Raw genomic sequence first — 17,474 nt, 5'->3', positions numbered from 1 at the left:
AAACCTTATTCTCTACATCAACAGACGCATCAGAACATGTACGTCATGCCCACTGCTAAAATATTGTCAGTAGAAATCTGCGTGTCACGGGTAAAGTCATTTTTGGACAGCAGATTGATGCGATAGTCAATGAAGGTCAGCATATTCTTGTTAAAGTTATAGCTGGCGCCCACTTCGAGGTATTTCTTAATGGTTTGGCTTTTGCCCTGATAATCGCTGTCAATCCGCGATTGTAGATAGCCGACCGAGGGGCGCAGGCCAAAATCAAGCGCGTATTGTGCGACCAATTCAAGATTGTGGGCCTTATCAGCAAAACCGTGTTTCGCCTGGTCCGAGAAACCGCCATAAGGCGTCATGTTGCGAGTTTCGCTGTACAGCGCGGCCAGATAGAGGTTGTCAGCGTCATATTTCAGACCCAAAGAGTAAGCTTCGGCTCTTTCCTCATTACACGCGCTGTTCATCATACGCTGCGCCAAAGTGCGATTACTGCTGGTATAGGCGGCACCAGCGGAAACACCGTTACTAAAATCATAGGTTATGGACAGTCCGTAGCCATCGCCGTTCGCCTCATTTAAGCCACGCCCGTTTTTCTCATCCTTCTTGGTGTCGTTTTTGCCCTGATACTGCAGCGCAAAGTTCAGGCCGTCGACCATTCCGAAGAAATTGGTATTGCGATAGGTGAACACGCCATTGGCGCGCCCGGTCATGAAGTTGTCGGTGACGGTAGTATCGCCGCCGAACTCCGGCATCATATCGGTCCAGGCGCCGACGTCATACAGCACGCCGTAGTTACGGCCATAGTCAATGCTGCCCGCATCGGTGAATTTGATACCGGCGAACCCACCCAGGCGGGTGAAGTTGCTTTTCGCGCCTTCGCTTTCGGCGTGGCTCAGTCCGACTTCTTGCTCCCAGGTACCGAAACCGGTAATGCCTTCGCTAAGCTGGGCTTCCCCGTTGAAACCATAACTGATGAAGGAGCGATCGCCGTTTTTAGCATCATCACTGGACATATAGCGCATGCCGTTGAATTTACCGAACAGATCCAGTTTATTGCCGTCTTTATTATAAACTTCGGCTGCCCCGGCGCTACCGGTTATTACCATAGCCGAAACGAGCACAGACAGATACTGTAGTTTCATGTTAATACCCTCTATATTTATTATATTTTGCCACTAATAATTTGATATCCGCAGAGGCCCAAATAAAAACGAGCATTCAACAGATCTTGATGTCACTGATAGATCGGATATTGAACTAACGGCGGAATCATACTCGATGAATTTTGACCTTTCAAGCCATTGAATGGCAACAAATAACCGATATACATCATAATGATATAAACAAAAATAATAAAATTACCCTATTACCCGACTAATGAATAACATTAGTCACAAAGAAAAAGACTTTAAAAACATTACATTAAAAAAATATTATCAGACATGATCCATAAGAAGCGCAATATAAACCCCCAGTATACCCTTTAAGAGCACCCTTCCTTTTTCATCTTGCGTCGTTATTTTTTAGCGAGACTGTGAGAAAGATCGAGAATAACAACGAGAATAATGACATCTTTTAGCGAGCAAACCCATATTTAAAAATAATAGTGAACAACATAATAAACAAAGGAAGCATTCTTTATCTTTCTTCCCATGGCGTCTTATTTCAGCGCAGGAATTTATTTATTTTCCTCCCGCTCCCCTTCATACCGGCTTATCCTGCGGTAAAACAATGAAGTGAACGGCGCAAATTGTCTCCTTTCTGTCCATCGTTTGCCGGCGCATGGCGTGTTACACTGTGCGCCTTGTGCAGATGAAGCAGGCGGCCTGCCTGGGCGAGGTACCAAAATGACCCAAGATGCGAAGGACAAAGAGCAAATATGGCAGCGCCTGCAGCAATCGGCCTTTCGGCGCCGCTTCTCCCTTAACCCGCGCGATAACGACTATTTGTACGCCAAAGGAATGACGGTCATCTTGAACCACGCGCGGGATTTCATCGCCAGCCGGCTGGCGCCAGCGCTCCCGACCAAAGACGGGAAACAAACCCCGTGGCGGAGCCATTTGGTCTTTGTCGCCCAACACGCGACCGCGACCTGTTGGCGCGGCTGTCTGGAGAAGTGATATAGCATACCGCGTGGCGTGGCGCTTAGCGAAGCGGAACAGGCGTTTATTGTGGCGATGATAGCCCTGTGGCTGGAGCGTCGCGGCAGCGGCGGTCAAACGTGAGCCGCCCGGGTAATCCCGGCAGCCTCTTGCGCCCCGCCAACCTGCTGGAAGATAGGTGTCAGGAGGTGCTGGTGCTGCCTGGCACCAGCACAGGGAGGCCCTCCGTTGCCTATGGCGGCATCCGTTTTATGGCGTCCCATGCCTGCCGCATGTTGCACCCTAACCCTTTGTGCGGGCCATTAGGGTCGCGTTTTACACCAGGACTCAAGCTCGCGGCCTACTATTATGACCACTGCCCTGCCCTCCGTTTTGCGCCCCGCCTATCCGGTGCGCATCGCCACCCGTGTGGTGTTTTTTATTACTGGTTTTGCGATGTCTGCCTGGGCGCCGCTGGTTCCCTTCGCCAAAGCGCGGCTCGCGATAAACGATGCTCCCCTCGGCCTGCTGATGCTGTGTCTGGGCATCGGTTCGCTGCTGGCGATGCCGTTGGCGACACCCTGCGCGCACCGGCTAGGCTGCAAACGGCCCATCATCGCAGCAGTCTGCGTGCTGGGAGCGACACTGTCGCTGCTGGCGTGGCTTGAGAGTGTACCGGCGCCGCGGTCTGGTCAGCGCAAAGGCCAGCGGTGCGCTGACGCCTCTGCCGAGCGTGCTGACTATCGTGGCGGTGTTGTTGGTCCTGTTGGCGCTGGCCGCCGGCCAGCTACTGACCGTGACGGACGAGGATCAAAGGGCGCCGCTGTTCGTTCGTCCCCACAGACGGGTATTGGCGATCAGTTTGTTGTGTTTCATTCTGTTTTTAACGGAAGGCGCTATGCTGGACTGAAGCGCCCTGTTTCTTACTCATGAACGCGGCATGAACAGCGCGGCCGGCGGCTTGGGCTACGCCTTGTTTTGCATCAGCATGATTCTCTATCAGCTGTGTGGCGATAAGTTTATCAATGACTTAGCCGCTTTCGCATGCTACTGGGCGGCAGTTTGTGCGCCGCAGCGGGCTTATTGCTGGCTATCGCCATTGACGTTCCGACGGTGACGCTGCTCAGCTTTCTGCTGCTGGGCTTTGGCGCCGCCAACCTGGTGCCGCTATTTGCTGCTATTGTTTAGCGTCGTGGGCGACCAGCGGGATATGCCACCCCACCTGGCGGTGGCGGCCATTTCCGGGGTGGGCTATGCCGGTATCCTTACCGGCCCTGCCCTGATAGGCTTCATCCCCCATTTAACCAGCCTGTATGTCGCTTTTGGCTGTGTAGCGATATTATTACTGGTGGTCAGCGCCAGCGCGCGCCGCATGACCCATTAAAGGACAATAACAGCCGGGCCCGTTATGCAAATCAAAAAAATCGCGTTAACCTCCACCGCGCTACTGCGCGGTTTTCTGGTGTTTATTCTGCTGTTGCTCCTGTCGCTGTGGGTCCTAGGTTATCAGGTTTTCAGTACCTATGTGGTGGAAAAACAGCATAGTCTGAGCACCATTACCGGCGCCATGCAAAAACGCATCGACAAATACCGCGTCGCCGCCTATCAGCTTTACGATGCCTCCGGCAAAAACGACCCGCTGGCGCTGCAGCCAAACGGCGCGCAGGAGGTGCGGCTGCGTCTGGACGTGTATTTTGTCGACAAGCCGCATAAGAAAACCGATGCGATGATTTTCGGCAGTCATGAAAGCGCAACCTATACCCACGCGCTGGCGATGTCGCGCTATCTTGATGTGCTGTGGGGGGGCGGAAAATAACAGCTTCACGCTGTATTATCTTAACGGCAGCGATAACAGTCTGACGCTCATCTCCACGCAGCCGCTGCGCGAAACAAATCCCCGCTTTCGCGACAGTTATATCGGCTCGCTGGTGGATTCACGCCGCAGCGAAATGCTGCAACAGGCCAATATCCTGGATGAACGCGAGAGTTTCTCTCCCCTGCGCAAATACTGATTTCTTAACGACTACTATTTTACCCCGCGCATGATTTTCAATCATGCCCGGCTGGCTACCATCATCGCCTTTGATTTGCCAATCAACGATATTATTCAGCTAAACATGGCACGCGCTAATTTCGTGCTTAATCGCGCCGCCGACAATAACGCCGCCGACGCCAGCGTGGATGACGACGACATGGACGGTGGCCCAGGCGCCGCGCGTCTTCAGCCGGATGAACGGCGCCATGCTTAAAATCACGGCGCCGTTATCCAATGCGCCGCTGTCCATGACCTACCGGGTATCGCTTATCAGCCTGGCGCTGGACCTGCTGCATAATAATCTGTGGCTGGTGCTCATCGATCTGTTGCTGATTGCCTTTTCCTTGCTCGGTATTTATCTGGTGCGCAAAAACTTGCTGCGGCCCAATATCGATATGGTGCAACAGCTTAAATCCCATCAAACGCTGGGACAGGAAGTGATCGCTAATCTGCCATTGGGTCTGCTGATTTATAATTTCAGCGACAATACCTTGGTGGCCAGCAATAAGATCGGGGATCACCTGCTACTGCACCTGAGCTTACAAAAAATCGCCAATCTGGCGGAGGGAGATCAGGGCGTCATTCAGGCCACGGTGAACAATGAAGTGTATAAAATTCATATGTTCAAAAGCCAGCTCTCGCCGCAAACCTAGCTGTTCCAATTGCTGGACCAGAACAAAGAGGAGTTGGTCAATAAAAAATTGCAGCATGCCCAGCGGGAATTGGATAAAAACCACGAAGCGTGGCGGGCAATACTCAACAACATCCAGCAGGAGTTAAATGCGCTGCTGGCCGCGATCGGCCAGCTGGTAGAGCGTATCACGGTCGTTCAGGAGGATCAGCAGGTGACATTGTTGGCGCAGTTGCGTCAGGAATCAACACGGCTGATGGGGCTGACCAATAATTTGCAGTTGCTCACCCACCTGGAGCTGCAAAAGTGGCAACCGGCCAACGCACCTTTTAACCTGCACCAATTGTGCGACGATGTGCTGCGTGACCGCTTACCGCTTTTGAGTCAAAAAGGGTTAGGCCTGTTTCATCACTACCTGCTGCTATTCGGGCGACGCAGAGGCTGTCAGCAAAGTGATCGCGCTGATTCTTGATTACGCCATCACCACCACCCACTTCGGTAAAATTACCTAGCGCGTAAGCAATGATGACGCCGGCGGCGCGATAACCTTTACCCTCAGCGATACCGGCAGCGGCATCGGCGAGCAAAAACCGGCCAACCTCAGCCAGCCGTTTGTCAGCCCGGCACAGCAGCAAGACCGGTATCAGCGCGGTTCGGGACTCACTTGGTTTTTGTGCGATCAGCTCTGCCGCCGAATGAACGGGCGGCTGGCGATACAAAGCCGGGTGGATATCGGCACGCGATATAGCCTTAGTCTGCCGCTGGCCCCGCTTGAGGGCGAAGACGGCAAGGAAGCCGAAAAACTGCTGCAGGACACATTAGTCTTGCTTGACATTCGTCACGAAGAAATTCGCACCATTGTCAGCGCCATGCTGGATGGGGTGCCGAGTGCGTTTACGTTGATGAACATCACCTCGGCCAAGAACATAATTTGCTGATGACGGATGACCCGGCGCGCATGGAGGATTATGCGCTGTTGCTGAACGGAGACGCTCAGGGGTCATGGCGCTGACTACCCGGCGTATCCAGGTAAATTACAAATTTCAGCGTGCCGATGCTTGAGGCGATGTTGCCGCTGATCGAGCAGCGGCTGGCGGAGCCGGAAGATGAGCGGGATCAGGCGACCGGCGAGCCAATAAGCGACGGCGGGTACCAAAACCAGTTACAGGACAGTGACTATTATGCCCTGTTCGTTGAGACAGTACCCGATGACGTAAAGAGGTTGTATACTAAAGCGGAAAGCGGCGACCTGAATATGAATACGCTGGCGCAAACCGCTCATCGTCTGAAAGGGGTGTTCGCGATGCTCGGCCGGGAGGCGGGTAAACGTGCTTGTAAATCCCTTGAGTTTTACATTAAACAACACGATGTATCTGAGATAGGATCCGAGATCCACCAAATTGGTGTTTTTGTCACTAAAATGCTGCGGCATGCAAGGTAGCCATAACTATGAACAACCTTAATGTCATCATTGCCGATGACCATCCGATCGTCCTGTTCGGCATTCGAAAATCTTTAGAACAAATCGAATGGGTCAACGTGGTCGGCGAGTTCGAGGATTCCACCGCCCTGATTAACAGTCTTGGCAAGCTGGATGCGAATGTCTTGGTGACGGATCTCTCCATGCCGGGTGAAAAATACGGCGATGGCATTACGCTTATCAAATACATTAAGCGTCATTATCCTCACCTGGCGATTATCGTCCTGACCATGAACAATATAACCCGGCCATTTTAAGTGCGGTGCTGGAATTGGATATCGACGGCATCGTGTTGAAACAGGGCGCGCCCACCGACCTGCCGAAAGCGCTGTCCTCGCTGCAAAAAGGAAAGAAGTACACCCCCAAGAGCGGCGCCAAGCTTTTGGAACGCATTAGCGCCGGCGGGTTACAGTGATAAACGCCTGTCGCCTAAGGAAAGCGAAGTATCGCGGCTGTTTGCCGAAGGTTTTCTGGTGACCGAAATCGCCAAAAAACTGAATCAGAGTATTAAAACTATCAGCAGCCAGAAAAAATCGGCCATGCTCAAACTGGGCGTGGAAAATGATATCGGGCTGTTGAATTACCTGTCGTCGGTAAGCATGGCGCCGGTCGACAAAGATTAAACCTGCCTTTATATCGGACGCGCAGCACAGTGTGCCGCCGCGCCGCTGTAAGCCATATGCTCTGCGCGCCGCACGTTACTGTTGGTTATCCAGGTCAGCCTCTTTTCGCGCCTGCCGCACCTTTTGACCGTAGGCCACAAGCACCGGCTGAAGAATCTCAAGCGTCACTGGTTTTGACCGGCAATTGTCCATACCCACATCGAGACAGCGCTACTTTTCTTCCGCCAGCGCATTTGGCGGTGACGCCGATGACGGGCGTCACCCTGCCCTGCGTTCGCAGCGCGCGGGCAAACTGATAACCATCCATATTTGGCATATTGACGTCACTCAGAATAATGTCCACCGCCTGCCGGCTTATGACATTCAACGCATCCAGCCCGTCGTTAGCGGTAATAACCTGGTATCCTAGCGAGCCCAACTGATCGGCCAACAAGCGGCGATTGATCGGGTGGTCATCGACGACCAGTATCAATATATCCTCGTTGGCGACGCTTGCGGGCATCATCACCGGCGGCGCAGGCAGCGCGGGCCATATCGCCTGGTCATTGCGATTAAAGGTAGTTGAGCAGCAGCGGCAGATCCCCCGCAAATGCCGGGCTTAGGTGCCAATAACCGGGACGGATTTCCTCCGCCGGCTCCAGTATCCTGCGCTCAAACAGCCAGGTCAGGCACATCAGCGCCGCCGCGCCGCGCTCGCCCCGCTGGTCAAACTCAGTAGCGGCAGCTTGTTCTGATCGAGTAGGGTCAGGCCAAGCGGCAAATTGCTGGCGCTGGCAAAATCCTCCAGCCGTATTGTTTGCTCAATGCCAATCAGGGCCTTCAGCTTATTGCCGCTGTAAAGGGGAATAAGGACGTAGTAATTGCCGCTGTCGTGCCGGTTGCCGGGGGTAACCCAATATTGGGTGCCTTGCCGGTCGGTGAGGCGCGCGTTACGGAATTTGATAACCTGGCGCACCAGACTTTTCGGCGCGGCATCCTCGCCGTTCTCTGCGCTGCGCATACTGAAATCCGCCAGGCACAGGCTTTCTCCGCCGATGTAAAACACTCGGTTAAGATCGTAAGCGTCGGAAAAATTATCTTTCCAATAGCTGAGAAAATAGGTCAATGCGTTGACCGCGGCATGAAAGCGCGGCGTTTCTTTGGCGCAATCGTCGTTGGGTATCAGCGTGTTGTAGCGCGGTTGGGTCAATTTGGCGCCGGAGGCGTTGCCGTCTAGCCTATCCAGCCCACTCAAGCTGCCGGTTAACCGGTTTTCCGCCATGTATTTCAGTTGACGCATGATGTCCGCCGAGTGGCGGATATAATTTTGCGCCTGTTCGTAGCTATTGTCATACTCCTGGCGCAGCACGGCTTCCCGCTGCTGCTGCAGACTGCAGAAATAAAGAAAGGACAACAGCGCGCCGAGCGCCCACAGCATGAGCGCCAGCGTCCTGAACAGGTAGCGGGATATTTTGACCGTGGTGCAAAACGAAGTGAAATACTTCAACCCCGTACCGTTCGATAAGAGAAAATCAGCCGAAATTAAAAAGGCCAGCGCGGTTGCGCCGGCTCTTTTTGGTTACCGTTACTCGCCGGGGCGACGCCGGCCGGCCGTGGCGATTATTCGCGTTCGCCGTCGACATCATCGTCACCCTCGACGCCATTATCCGCCTCATCGGCGTCATCAGCATCCGCGAGGCTGTCATCCGCCAGCGCCTCAGGGCTTGCCACCGAATCCAGATCGTCGTCATTGACCGGCTCGGCGACGCGCTGCAGACCCACCACGTGTTCGCCCTGCGCGGTGCGAATGAGCGTCACGCCCTGGGTGTTGCGGCCCACGATGCTTACCTCGGAGACCCGCGTACGCACCAGCGTACCGGCGTCCGTTATCATCATGATCTGATCGCAATTATCCACCTGTACCGCGCCGACCACTTCACCATTGCGTTCGTTCACCTTGATGGAGATAACGCCCTGGGTGGCGCGGGACTTGGTCGGATATTCCGCCTGCGCGGTGCGCTTGCCGTAGCCATGCTGCGTCACCGTCAAGATCGGCCCCTCGCCGCGCGGCACGATGAGAGACACCACCCGGTCGCCTTCGGCCAGACTGATACCGCGCACGCCGGTTGCGGTCCGCCCCATGCTGCGCACCTGGTTTTCCGGGAAGCGCACCACCTTACCGTAAGCGGAGAACAGCATGACCTCGTTGCTGCCGTCGGTCAGATCGACGCCAATCAGCTCATCGCCATCGTTAAGGTTGACAGCAATGATACCGGCGCTGCGCGGACGGCTGAACTCAATGAAGGAGGTTTTCTTCACGGTGCCGCTGGCGGTCGCCATGAAGACGTGGCGTCCTTCCTCGTACTCACGCACCGGCAAGATGGCGGTGATACGTTCGTTGGACTCCAGCGGCAGCAGATTGACTATCGGCCGCCCACGGGCGCCGCGGCTGGCTTCCGGCAGTTGATAAACCTTCATCCAGTACATCCGTCCCCGGCTCGAGAACAGCAAGATCGTATCGTGGGTATTCGCCACCAGCAGCCGGTTGATAAAGTCCTCTTCCTTGATGCTGGCCGCCGACTTCCCTTTACCGCCGCGCCGCTGCGCCTCATAGTCCGTCAACGGCTGATACTTCACGTAACCCTGATGGGACAAGGTGACGACAACATCTTCCTGATTAATCAGGTTTTCAATATTGATATCCGACGTATTGGTGGTAATCTCGGTGCGGCGCGGGTCGTTATACTGCTCTCTGATGGCCACCAGCTCTTCGCGGATCACCTCCATCAAGCGGTCAGGGTTCTGCAGGATACGGATAAGCTCAGCTATCTGGGTCAGCAGCTCCTTATATTCATCCAGCAGTTTTTCATGCTCCAGGCCGGTCAGTTTTTGCAGGCGCAAATCCAGAATCGCCTGGGCCTGCTGCTCGGTCAGGTAATACTGACCGTCGCGAATGCCGTATTCCGGCTCCAGCCATTCCGGCCGTGCAGCGTCGTCGCCAGCGCGCTCCAGCATAGCGGAGACGGTGCCCAGCGCCCATGAACGCGCAACCAGGGCGGCTTTCGCTTCCGCCGGCGTCGGCGCCTGGCGAATCAGCTCAATGATCGGGTCGATATTCGCCAGCGCCACCGCGAGCGCTTCCAGAATATGCGCGCGCTCGCGGGCTTTGCGTAATTCAAAAATCGTGCGGCGGGTCACCACTTCACGGCGGTGACGCACGAAGGCGGATAAAATATTCTTCAGCGGCAGGATCTTCGGCTGCCCCTGATGCAGCGCCACCATATTGATACCAAACGACACCTGCAGCTGGGTCAGGGAGTAGAGATTGTTGAGCACCACCTCCCCCACCGCGTCACGTTTGATTTCAATGACGATCCGCATGCCGTCCTTGTCGGACTCATCGCGCAGACCCCTGATGCCTTCGACACGCTTTTCCTTTACCAGCTCGGCGATTTTCTCAATCAGACGCGCTTTATTCACCTGATAGGGAATTTCATGCACGATGATAATTTCCTGGCCGGACTTGCCGTCCGTTTCCACCTCGGCACGCGCACGGATGTAGATTTTGCCGCGCCCGGTGTGGTAGGCTTCTTCTATGCCGCGCCAGCCATTAATGATGGCGGCGGTCGGGAAATCGGGCCCAAAAATGTGTTTCATCAAGCCTTCGACGCTGATGTTCTCATCGTCGATATAGGCCAGACAGCCGTCAATGACTTCCGCGAGGTTGTGGGGCGGTATATTGGTGGCCATTCCCACCGCGATGCCGGAAGAGCCGTTGACCAACAAATTCGGGATCCTGGTGGGCATTACATCGGGGATTTGCTCGGTGCCATCATAGTTCGGCACGTAATCAACGGTCTCTTTTTCCAGATCCGCCAGCAATTCGTGGGCGATTTTAGCCATGCGCACTTCGGTATAACGCATCGCCGCGGCGGAGTCGCCGTCAACGGAACCAAAGTTGCCCTGGCCATCCACCAGCATGTAACGCAGCGAGAACGGCTGTGCCATACGCACAATGGTGTCGTAGACGGCGGTATCCCCGTGGGGGTGATATTTACCGATGACGTCGCCGACAACGCGCGCCGATTTTTTATAAGGTTTATTCCAGTCATTACCGAGCACGCTCATCGCGAACAGCACGCGACGGTGCACGGGCTTGAGCCCGTCACGCACATCCGGCAACGCACGTCCGACGATGACGGACATGGCGTAATCCAGATAAGAACGTTTCAGCTCTTCTTCGATATTGACCGGTGTAATTTCTCTGGCAAGGTCGCTCATGGAGCCGCTATCCCTCTACTAATGAAGCTTCTACCTGGATTTAAAGGTGTCAAAGTATACCATCTTTTTTCTATGAAAGGGCACCTCACCGTTGAAAGGCGTAGCGGAATCATCTCATGTCGCGGCAAGCGCCCCCCAACCGCGACGGCACGCCGAAAATGCCCGCTTTTCCGGGCAAACAGGCTGCCGGACGGTCCGGTTGCGCGTATACTTAGCCGATAAATGAATAAGGAGCTGTTACATGACCCCTGAAGTGAGCAATGAAGCGAGCCAGCCGGCTGCGCCTCGTCAGGAAAACGTCGATCCGAACGAAATTGCCAAATTTGACGCCGTCGCCGCCCGCTGGTGGGATCTCGAAGGAGAGTTCAAACCGCTGCACCGCATCAATCCACTGCGCCTGGATTATATTCTCGAACGCGCCGGCGGGCTGTTTGGCAAAAACGTGCTGGACGTGGGCTGTGGGGGCGGCATTTTGGCGGAAAGCATGGCGCGGGAAGGGGCCAAGGTCACCGGGTTGGATATGGGCGCCGAGCCGCTGGCAGGCGCGCGCCTGCACGCACTAGAGAACGGTGTGACGCTGGCGTATCACCAGCAGACGGTAGAAGAACACGCCGAGGCGCATCCTGGCGCCTATGATGTCGTAACCTGTATGGAAATGCTGGAGCATGTGCCGGATCCGGCGTCGATTGTGCGGGCCTGCGCCCGTTTGGTGAAACCCGGCGGGGAGGTGTTTTTCTCAACGCTGAATCGTAACCCGAAAACCTGGCTGATGGCTATCGTCGGCGCTGAATATGTGCTGCGTATGGTGCCGCGGGGGACCCACGATATTACAAAATTCATTAAGCCCGCCGAATTGCTGGGTTGGGTGGATGACACCCCGCTGTGCGAGCAGCACATTATCGGACTGCATTACAATCTGCTGCGGGATCGTTTCTATCTCGGCGGCAACGTTGATGTCAATTATATGCTGCACGCGCGGCGCCAGGCGTAAGGCGCCCTGCTGCCTGAGACAATTAACAACAAGGACGGCCGGCGCGATCGCCGTCCTTGGCTGCCCTTGCCGCCGGCGGCGCCTGATTCTTCTCTCTCCCGCCTGGCTACGCCCGCTGCTATCCCCTCCTGCCAAAGAACCACCGCCTTCTCGCCCTGCTTTTTCCCTGCCCTCCGGTCCAGTCATGTCACCCCGTTTTTCCCCTGCTAGCGCGTCCAGCGATTCCGTCTCCTTCTGGCGGCCATCACAGTTAGCATTCAATTAAGCAACGATCACATTATTTTAGAAATTTTTATCCGCCGCAATTGACAAGCGCGAAGCGCAGGCACAATAGCGGCTTACCCACTTGATGACCGTTTCTCCCCATGGTTATCCACAAAAGCAAGCAAGTTACTCACTTGCATTGCGCAGGCTTTGTCACTATCTTGTTACCAAACTAACAAAAAGACCCCATATATAGTGGTTTGCCCTCTGGCAGGGCGCTATTTTTGCCTGCGCGCCAGCGAGGGCGGTTGCGGGTCACTCAGACAGGTATACTGCCGCATGAACCAGAGTTTGGTCGTCACAAAGCGCGATGGACGTAAAGAAACCATTAACCTTGATAAAATCCACCAGGTCATCGACTGGGCGGCCGAAGGGTTGGAAAACGTTTCCGTTTCCCAAGTGGAATTACGCTCCCATATTCAGTTCTACGACGGCATCAAAACCGCCGATATTCATGAAACTATTATCAAAGCCGCGGCGGATTTGATTTCACGCGAGGCGCCCGACTACCAGTATCTCGCCGCCCGGCTGGCGGTGTTTCATTTGCGCAAAAAAGCCTATGGCCAGTTTGAGCCGCCAAAACTCTACGATCATGTGTCGCGGCTGGTCGCCATGGGCAAATACGATAAACATTTGCTGACCGACTACAGCGCCGAAGAATTCGAGCAGATGGACGGGTTTATCGATCATTGGCGCGATATGAATTTTTCTTACGCCGCGATCAAACAGCTGGAAGGCAAGTATCTGGCGCAAAACCGGGTGACCGGCGAAATTTATGAGAGCGCCCAGTTTCTATATATGCTGGTCGCAGCCTGCCTGTTCTCCGGCTATCCGCGCACGACCCGTCGTCTGGATTACGTCAAGCGATTCTATGACGCCGTTTCAACGTTCAAGATATCGCTGCCGACGCCGATTATGTCCGGCGTACGCACCCCAACCCGCCAGTTCAGCTCCTGCGTGCTCATCGAATGCGGCGACAGCCTCGACTCCATTAACGCCACCTCCAGCGCGATTGTGAAATATGTGTCCCAGCGCGCCGGGATAGGCATCAATGTCGGCCGCATCCGCGCGTTGGGGAGCTTGATTCGCGGCGGCGAAGCTTTCCATACCGGCTGTATTCCGTTCTATAAACATTTCCAGACCGCGGTCAAATCCTGCTCCCAGGGCGGCGTGCGCGGCGGCGCGGCCACGTTGTTCTATCCCATGTGGCATCTGGAAGTCGAAAGCCTACTGGTGCTGAAAAACAACCGCGGCGTGGAAGCCAACCGGGTGCGGCATATGGATTACGGCGTGCAGCTTAACAAGCTGATGTATCAGCGTCTGGTCAAAGGCGAAGACATCACGCTGTTCAGCCCCTCCGACGTACCGGGGCTGTATGACGCCTTCTTTGCCGATCAGGATGAATTCGAGCGGCTGTATACTTTGTATGAGCAGGACAGCACCATCCGCCAGCGCCGCATCAAGGCGGTGGAGCTGTTCTCGCTGATGATGCAGGAGCGCGCTTCCACCGGCCGTATCTATGTGCAAAACGTCGATCATTGCAACACCCACAGCCCGTTCGACGCCGCGGTGGCGCCGATTCGCCAGTCCAACCTGTGCCTAGAAATCGCCCTGCCCACCAAGTCGTTGGAGCATGTCAACGACGACAGCGGTGAAATCGCCCTGTGTACCCTGTCGGCCTTTAACCTTGGGGCTATCGACAGCCTTGACGATCTGGGCGAGCTGGCGACGCTTGCGGTACGCGCGCTTGATGCGTTGCTCGACTACCAGTACTATCCGATCCTGGCCGCCAACCGCAGCGCCATGGGCCGCCGCACGCTCGGCGTCGGCGTAATTAACTTCGCGTACTATCTAGCCAAACATGGCGTACGCTACTCCGACGGCAGCGCCAACAATCTGACCCACCGCACGTTTGAAGCCATTCAATATTATCTGTTGAAGGCGTCCAACGATCTGGCCCGTGAGCGCGGCGCCTGCCCGTGGTTTAATGAGACCACCTATGCGCAGGGTATTTTGCCCGTCGACACCTATAAAAAGGATCTCGACGGCATCGTTAGCGAACCCCTGCATTACGATTGGGAAGCGCTGCGCGCGGATATCAAGCAGTACGGCTTACGTAACTCTACCCTGTCGGCGCTGATGCCTTCGGAAACGTCTTCGCAGATTTCCAACGCCACCAACGGCATTGAACCGCCGCGCGGCCTGGTGAGTATCAAAGCGTCCAAAGACGGTATTTTGCGCCAGGTGGTGCCGGAATCTATCTCGTTACAGAACGCCTATGAGCTGCTGTGGGAAATGCCAAACAACGACGGCTATCTGCATTTGGTGGGTGTGATGCAGAAGTTCGTCGATCAGGCCATTTCCGCCAACACCAATTACGATCCGTCCCGTTTCCCGGCCGGTAAAGTATTGATGAAGCAGCTGTTAAAAGATTTGCTGACCGCGTACAAATTCGGGGTGAAAACCCTGTATTACCAGAACACCCGCGACGGCGCGGAAGACACGCAGGAAGACATGCAGTCGACGCAGCAGGACGATTGCGAAAGCGGCGCCTGCAAGATTTGAACATAGGCGCGGGCGGTAGCAATCCCGTCCGCGTGTAACGGGAGTTACCATGGCCTATACCACCTTTTCACAAGTTAAAAACGACCAACTGCTGGAGCCGATGTTCTTCGGCCAGTCGGTCAACGTTGCGCGTTTTGATCAGCAGAAATACGACATATTTGAAAAGTTGATTGAGAAACAATTGTCGTTTTTCTGGCGTCCGGAAGAGGTCGATGTGTCGCGCGATCGCATCGACTATCAGGCGCTGCCGGAGCACGAAAAACATATTTTTATCAGTAACCTCAAATATCAGACGCTGCTGGATTCCATCCAAGGCCGCAGCCCCAATGTCGCGCTATTGCCGCTTATTTCGATACCGGAGCTGGAAACCTGGGTGGAAACCTGGGCGTTTTCCGAAACCATACACTCGCGCTCCTATACCCATATCATCCGCAATATCGTCAACGATCCGTCGCTGGTGTTCGACGACATCGTCACCAATGAGGAAATCCTGAAACGCGCCAAGGATATCTCCGGCTATTACGACGGACCTATCGAGCTGACCAGCTATTACCATCTGCTGGGCGAAGGCACTCATCAGGTCAACGGTAAAACGGTGGTGGTGAACCTGCACGAGCTAAAGAAAAAGCTTTATCTTTGCCTGATGAGCGTCAATGCGTTGGAGGCGATTCGCTTCTACGTCAGCTTCGCCTGCTCTTTCGCCTTCGCCGAGCGCGAGCTGATGGAAGGTAACGCCAAAATCATCCGCCTTATCGCCCGCGATGAAGCCCTGCATCTGACTGGCACCCAGCATATGCTGAACCTGATGCGTTCCGGCGAGGATGATCCCGAGATGGCCGAGATCGCCCGCGAATGTCAGCAGGAAAGCTATAATTTGTTCTTGCTGGCGGCGCAGCAGGAGAAAGAGTGGGCCAGCTATCTGTTCCGCGATGGCTCCATGATTGGCCTGAACAAAGATATCCTGTGCCAATATGTGGAATACATCACTAATATCCGCATGCAGGCGGTCGGCTTGGATCTGCCTTTCGCCACCCGCTTTAATCCCATTCCGTGGATTAACTCCTGGCTGGTGTCGGATAACGTGCAGGTGGCGCCGCAGGAGGTGGAGGTCAGTTCCTATCTGGTAGGTCAGATTGACGTCGAAGTGAACAGCGAGGACCTTAGCGACTTCCAGCTGTAACATGGCGCAGCCCCTCATTCACCTGCGGCCGTGCGGTGCCGCGCTTTCCTGCCGCAAAGTATAGTGGCACACTGAATTTGACCACCTGAATAGAGGTGATATGCTCACATCAGAACAACACGAATGCACCAATGCAAAGAAAAAATTTTAGTCCTGAATTCAAACGCGAATCCGCTTAACTGGTTGTCGACCAAAATTACACCGCCGCGCCAGCAGCAAAAGCCATGGACGTCGGCCTTCCTACGATGATGAAATGGCTAAAATAACTGCGTGATGAGCGACAGGGGAAAACGCCAAAAGCCTCTCCTATAACCCCGGAACAAATCGAAATACGTGAGCTCAAGAAGAAGGTACAACGCATTGAAACGGAAAACGAAATATTAAAAAAGGCTACAGCGCTCTTGATGTCAGACTCCCTAAACAGTTCTCGTTAATCGGGAAACTCAGAGCGCATTGTCCTGTGGCCACACTCTGCCACGTGTTCAGGGTTCATCGCAGCAATTACAAATACTGGGAAAGTCAACCTGACAGGCCAGACGGCAGGCGAACGGTATTGCGCAGTCAGGGTTATGAACTGCACAATATCAGCCATGGGCGCCGCTGGCGCGAGAAGTATCGCCATCATGGCAACCCAGAGAGGCTTCCGGATGGGGCGCTGGCTCGCAAGCACAGGCTCATAAAAAAGCTGGGGTTGGTCAGTTGTCAGCAGCCGACGCACAGGTATAAGCGTGGCGGTCAGGAGCACGTTGCGATCCCGAATATCTTGAGCGCCAGTTCGCTGTAACGGAGCCAAACCAGGTATGGTGCGGCGATGTGCCGTATATCTGGACCGGGAAACGCTAGGCATACCTTGCGGTTGTTCTTGATCTGTTCGCGAGGAAACCGGTGAGCTGGGCTATGTCGTTCTCCCCGGGCAGTAGACTGACCATCAAAGCACTGGAAATGGCATGGGAAACGCGTGGTAAACCAGCCCGAGTGATGTTCCACAGCGAACAGGGTAAGCCACTATACGAGCAGGCAGTTCCGACAGTTGCTGTGACGTTACCGGATCAAACAAAGCATGAGTCGGCGGGGTAACTGTTGGGATAACAGTCCGATAGAGCGCTTCTTCAGAAGTCTGAAAAACGAGTGGATACCGGTAACGGGCTACATAAAGCTTCAGCGAAGCAGCTCATGAAGTTACCGACCATATCGTGGGATATTACAGCGCACTCAGGCCGCATGAATATAACGGTGGGTTGCCACCAAAGGAATCAGAAAATAGACACTGGAAAAACTCTAACGCGGTGGCCAGTTTCAGTTGACCACTACAGGCCGTAATGTACGCTGAGTGGATAATAAACCTTACATATTCATTTTTTCATTAA

Annotated in this window: 19 protein-coding genes and 3 pseudogenes; 17 read left to right on the top strand and 5 right to left on the bottom strand. The window is 54.6% G+C overall.

Translation table 11 applies throughout. The features are described from left to right. Positions 1-29: 29 nt before the first annotated feature. Entirely contained in the window at positions 30-1,139 is a 1,110-nt protein-coding gene (locus ACTBDU_RS08895; RefSeq protein WP_438806222.1) for a porin, read from the bottom strand. A 705-nt stretch (positions 1,140-1,844) separates the two neighbouring features. On the opposite strand from ACTBDU_RS08895, the gene ACTBDU_RS08890 reads away from it, so the two are divergent. The 13 genes and pseudogenes from ACTBDU_RS08890 (at position 1,845) to rcsB (ending at position 6,847) form a co-directional block, all read left to right on the top strand. Then, entirely contained in the window at positions 1,845-2,117 is a 273-nt protein-coding gene (locus tag ACTBDU_RS08890) for a DUF4186 family protein (RefSeq protein ID WP_438806221.1), read from the top strand. Between the two features lie 631 nt (positions 2,118-2,748). Further along, a complete protein-coding gene (locus tag ACTBDU_RS08885; protein WP_438806220.1) occupies positions 2,749-2,988 on the top strand; it encodes a hypothetical protein in 240 nt (79 codons plus the stop codon). 134 nt (positions 2,989-3,122) lie between these two features. Continuing rightward, the gene (locus tag ACTBDU_RS08880; RefSeq protein WP_438806219.1) at positions 3,123-3,266 is read left to right on the top strand and encodes a hypothetical protein; all 144 of its coding nucleotides are present in this window, start codon (positions 3,123-3,125) and stop codon (positions 3,264-3,266) included. Continuing rightward, positions 3,250-3,462 carry a hypothetical protein gene (locus ACTBDU_RS08875; protein ID WP_438806218.1) on the top strand — a complete coding sequence of 71 codons (213 nt, stop codon included), beginning with the start codon at positions 3,250-3,252 and terminating at the stop codon, positions 3,460-3,462. Before ACTBDU_RS08880 ends, ACTBDU_RS08875 begins: the two co-directional genes overlap by 17 nt. Positions 3,463-3,486: 24 nt before the next feature. Beyond that, positions 3,487-3,894 (top strand): hypothetical protein, encoded by a 408-nt coding sequence (locus tag ACTBDU_RS08870; RefSeq protein ID WP_438806217.1) that lies wholly within the window; start codon positions 3,487-3,489, stop codon positions 3,892-3,894. Then, positions 3,866-4,090, top strand: a complete 225-nt coding sequence (locus ACTBDU_RS08865; protein ID WP_438806216.1) for a hypothetical protein — start codon at positions 3,866-3,868, stop codon at positions 4,088-4,090. Before ACTBDU_RS08870 ends, ACTBDU_RS08865 begins: the two co-directional genes overlap by 29 nt. Before the next feature lie 30 nt (positions 4,091-4,120). Then, positions 4,121-4,327: a hypothetical protein gene (locus ACTBDU_RS08860; protein WP_438806215.1), complete on the top strand. Its 207-nt coding sequence runs from the start codon at positions 4,121-4,123 to the stop codon at positions 4,325-4,327. Further along, the gene (locus tag ACTBDU_RS08855; protein WP_438806214.1) at positions 4,320-4,766 is read left to right on the top strand and encodes a hypothetical protein; all 447 of its coding nucleotides are present in this window, start codon (positions 4,320-4,322) and stop codon (positions 4,764-4,766) included. The genes ACTBDU_RS08860 and ACTBDU_RS08855 overlap by 8 nt, the downstream gene beginning before the upstream one ends. Positions 4,767-4,775: 9 nt before the next feature. Beyond that, entirely contained in the window at positions 4,776-5,216 is a 441-nt protein-coding gene (locus ACTBDU_RS08850) for a hypothetical protein (protein ID WP_438806213.1), read from the top strand. A 70-nt stretch (positions 5,217-5,286) separates the two neighbouring features. Further along, positions 5,287-5,682, top strand: a complete 396-nt coding sequence (locus tag ACTBDU_RS08845) for an ATP-binding protein (protein ID WP_438806235.1) — start codon at positions 5,287-5,289, stop codon at positions 5,680-5,682. Then, positions 5,676-5,756, top strand: a complete 81-nt coding sequence (locus ACTBDU_RS08840) for a hypothetical protein (protein WP_438806234.1) — start codon at positions 5,676-5,678, stop codon at positions 5,754-5,756. The genes ACTBDU_RS08845 and ACTBDU_RS08840 overlap by 7 nt, the downstream gene beginning before the upstream one ends. A 42-nt stretch (positions 5,757-5,798) precedes the next feature. After that, on the top strand, positions 5,799-6,185 hold the full coding sequence (locus ACTBDU_RS08835) for an Hpt domain-containing protein (protein ID WP_438806233.1): 387 nt from the start codon (positions 5,799-5,801) through the stop codon (positions 6,183-6,185). A gap of 8 nt (positions 6,186-6,193) precedes the next feature. Next, positions 6,194-6,847: pseudogene (gene rcsB / locus ACTBDU_RS08830) on the top strand (response regulator transcription factor RcsB). Positions 6,848-6,922: 75 nt separating this feature from the next. Here the strand turns inward: rcsB and ACTBDU_RS08825 are convergent. From ACTBDU_RS08825 to gyrA, 4 genes and pseudogenes are all read right to left on the bottom strand, one after another. Further along, a pseudogene (locus ACTBDU_RS08825) lies at positions 6,923-7,385 on the bottom strand (response regulator); the annotation flags it as partial. Positions 7,386-7,398: 13 nt separating this feature from the next. Next, positions 7,399-7,521 (bottom strand): hypothetical protein, encoded by a 123-nt coding sequence (locus tag ACTBDU_RS08820; protein ID WP_438806212.1) that lies wholly within the window; start codon positions 7,519-7,521, stop codon positions 7,399-7,401. After that, positions 7,521-8,333 (bottom strand): hypothetical protein, encoded by an 813-nt coding sequence (locus ACTBDU_RS08815; RefSeq protein ID WP_438806211.1) that lies wholly within the window; start codon positions 8,331-8,333, stop codon positions 7,521-7,523. The genes ACTBDU_RS08820 and ACTBDU_RS08815 overlap by 1 nt, the downstream gene beginning before the upstream one ends. Before the next feature lie 113 nt (positions 8,334-8,446). After that, positions 8,447-11,107: a DNA topoisomerase (ATP-hydrolyzing) subunit A gene (gene gyrA, locus ACTBDU_RS08810; protein ID WP_438806210.1), complete on the bottom strand. Its 2,661-nt coding sequence runs from the start codon at positions 11,105-11,107 to the stop codon at positions 8,447-8,449. Between the two features lie 241 nt (positions 11,108-11,348). Between gyrA and ubiG the strand changes: the two genes are divergently transcribed. From ubiG to ACTBDU_RS08790, 4 genes and pseudogenes are all read left to right on the top strand, one after another. Beyond that, positions 11,349-12,098 (top strand): bifunctional 2-polyprenyl-6-hydroxyphenol methylase/3-demethylubiquinol 3-O-methyltransferase UbiG, encoded by a 750-nt coding sequence (gene ubiG / locus ACTBDU_RS08805; protein WP_438806209.1) that lies wholly within the window; start codon positions 11,349-11,351, stop codon positions 12,096-12,098. 543 nt (positions 12,099-12,641) lie between these two features. After that, positions 12,642-14,927 (top strand): class 1a ribonucleoside-diphosphate reductase subunit alpha, encoded by a 2,286-nt coding sequence (nrdA, locus tag ACTBDU_RS08800; protein ID WP_438806208.1) that lies wholly within the window; start codon positions 12,642-12,644, stop codon positions 14,925-14,927. Between the two features lie 49 nt (positions 14,928-14,976). Further along, a complete protein-coding gene (gene nrdB / locus ACTBDU_RS08795; protein ID WP_438806207.1) occupies positions 14,977-16,107 on the top strand; it encodes a class Ia ribonucleoside-diphosphate reductase subunit beta in 1,131 nt (376 codons plus the stop codon). A gap of 179 nt (positions 16,108-16,286) precedes the next feature. Further along, positions 16,287-17,411 (top strand): annotated as a pseudogene (locus ACTBDU_RS08790) (IS3 family transposase). Positions 17,412-17,474: the final 63 nt, after the last annotated feature.

The sequence above is a fragment of the Sodalis sp. (in: enterobacteria) genome, from assembly GCF_051710625.1.
GTDB lineage: Bacteria > Pseudomonadota > Gammaproteobacteria > Enterobacterales > Enterobacteriaceae > JBPESN01.
This window is presented reverse-complemented; position numbering and strand designations above follow the sequence as displayed.

Excerpts from the sequence above, each read along its gene's own strand:
- ACTBDU_RS08895 (WP_438806222.1), bottom strand. The coding sequence starts at position 1,139 with ATGAAACTACAGTATCTGTCTGTGCTCGTTTCGGCTATGGTAATAACC.
- ACTBDU_RS08890 (WP_438806221.1), top strand. The coding sequence starts at position 1,845 with ATGACCCAAGATGCGAAGGACAAAGAGCAAATATGGCAGCGCCTGCAG.
- ACTBDU_RS08880 (WP_438806219.1), top strand. The coding sequence starts at position 3,123 with ATGCTACTGGGCGGCAGTTTGTGCGCCGCAGCGGGCTTATTGCTGGCT.
- ACTBDU_RS08870 (WP_438806217.1), top strand. The coding sequence starts at position 3,487 with ATGCAAATCAAAAAAATCGCGTTAACCTCCACCGCGCTACTGCGCGGT.
- ACTBDU_RS08860 (WP_438806215.1), top strand. The coding sequence starts at position 4,121 with ATGATTTTCAATCATGCCCGGCTGGCTACCATCATCGCCTTTGATTTG.
- ACTBDU_RS08855 (WP_438806214.1), top strand. The coding sequence starts at position 4,320 with ATGCTTAAAATCACGGCGCCGTTATCCAATGCGCCGCTGTCCATGACC.
- ACTBDU_RS08835 (WP_438806233.1), top strand. The coding sequence starts at position 5,799 with ATGCTTGAGGCGATGTTGCCGCTGATCGAGCAGCGGCTGGCGGAGCCG.
- ACTBDU_RS08820 (WP_438806212.1), bottom strand. The coding sequence starts at position 7,521 with ATGTGCCTGACCTGGCTGTTTGAGCGCAGGATACTGGAGCCGGCGGAG.
- gyrA (WP_438806210.1), bottom strand. The coding sequence starts at position 11,107 with ATGAGCGACCTTGCCAGAGAAATTACACCGGTCAATATCGAAGAAGAG.
- ubiG (WP_438806209.1), top strand. The coding sequence starts at position 11,349 with ATGACCCCTGAAGTGAGCAATGAAGCGAGCCAGCCGGCTGCGCCTCGT.
- nrdA (WP_438806208.1), top strand. The coding sequence starts at position 12,642 with ATGAACCAGAGTTTGGTCGTCACAAAGCGCGATGGACGTAAAGAAACC.
- nrdB (WP_438806207.1), top strand. The coding sequence starts at position 14,977 with ATGGCCTATACCACCTTTTCACAAGTTAAAAACGACCAACTGCTGGAG.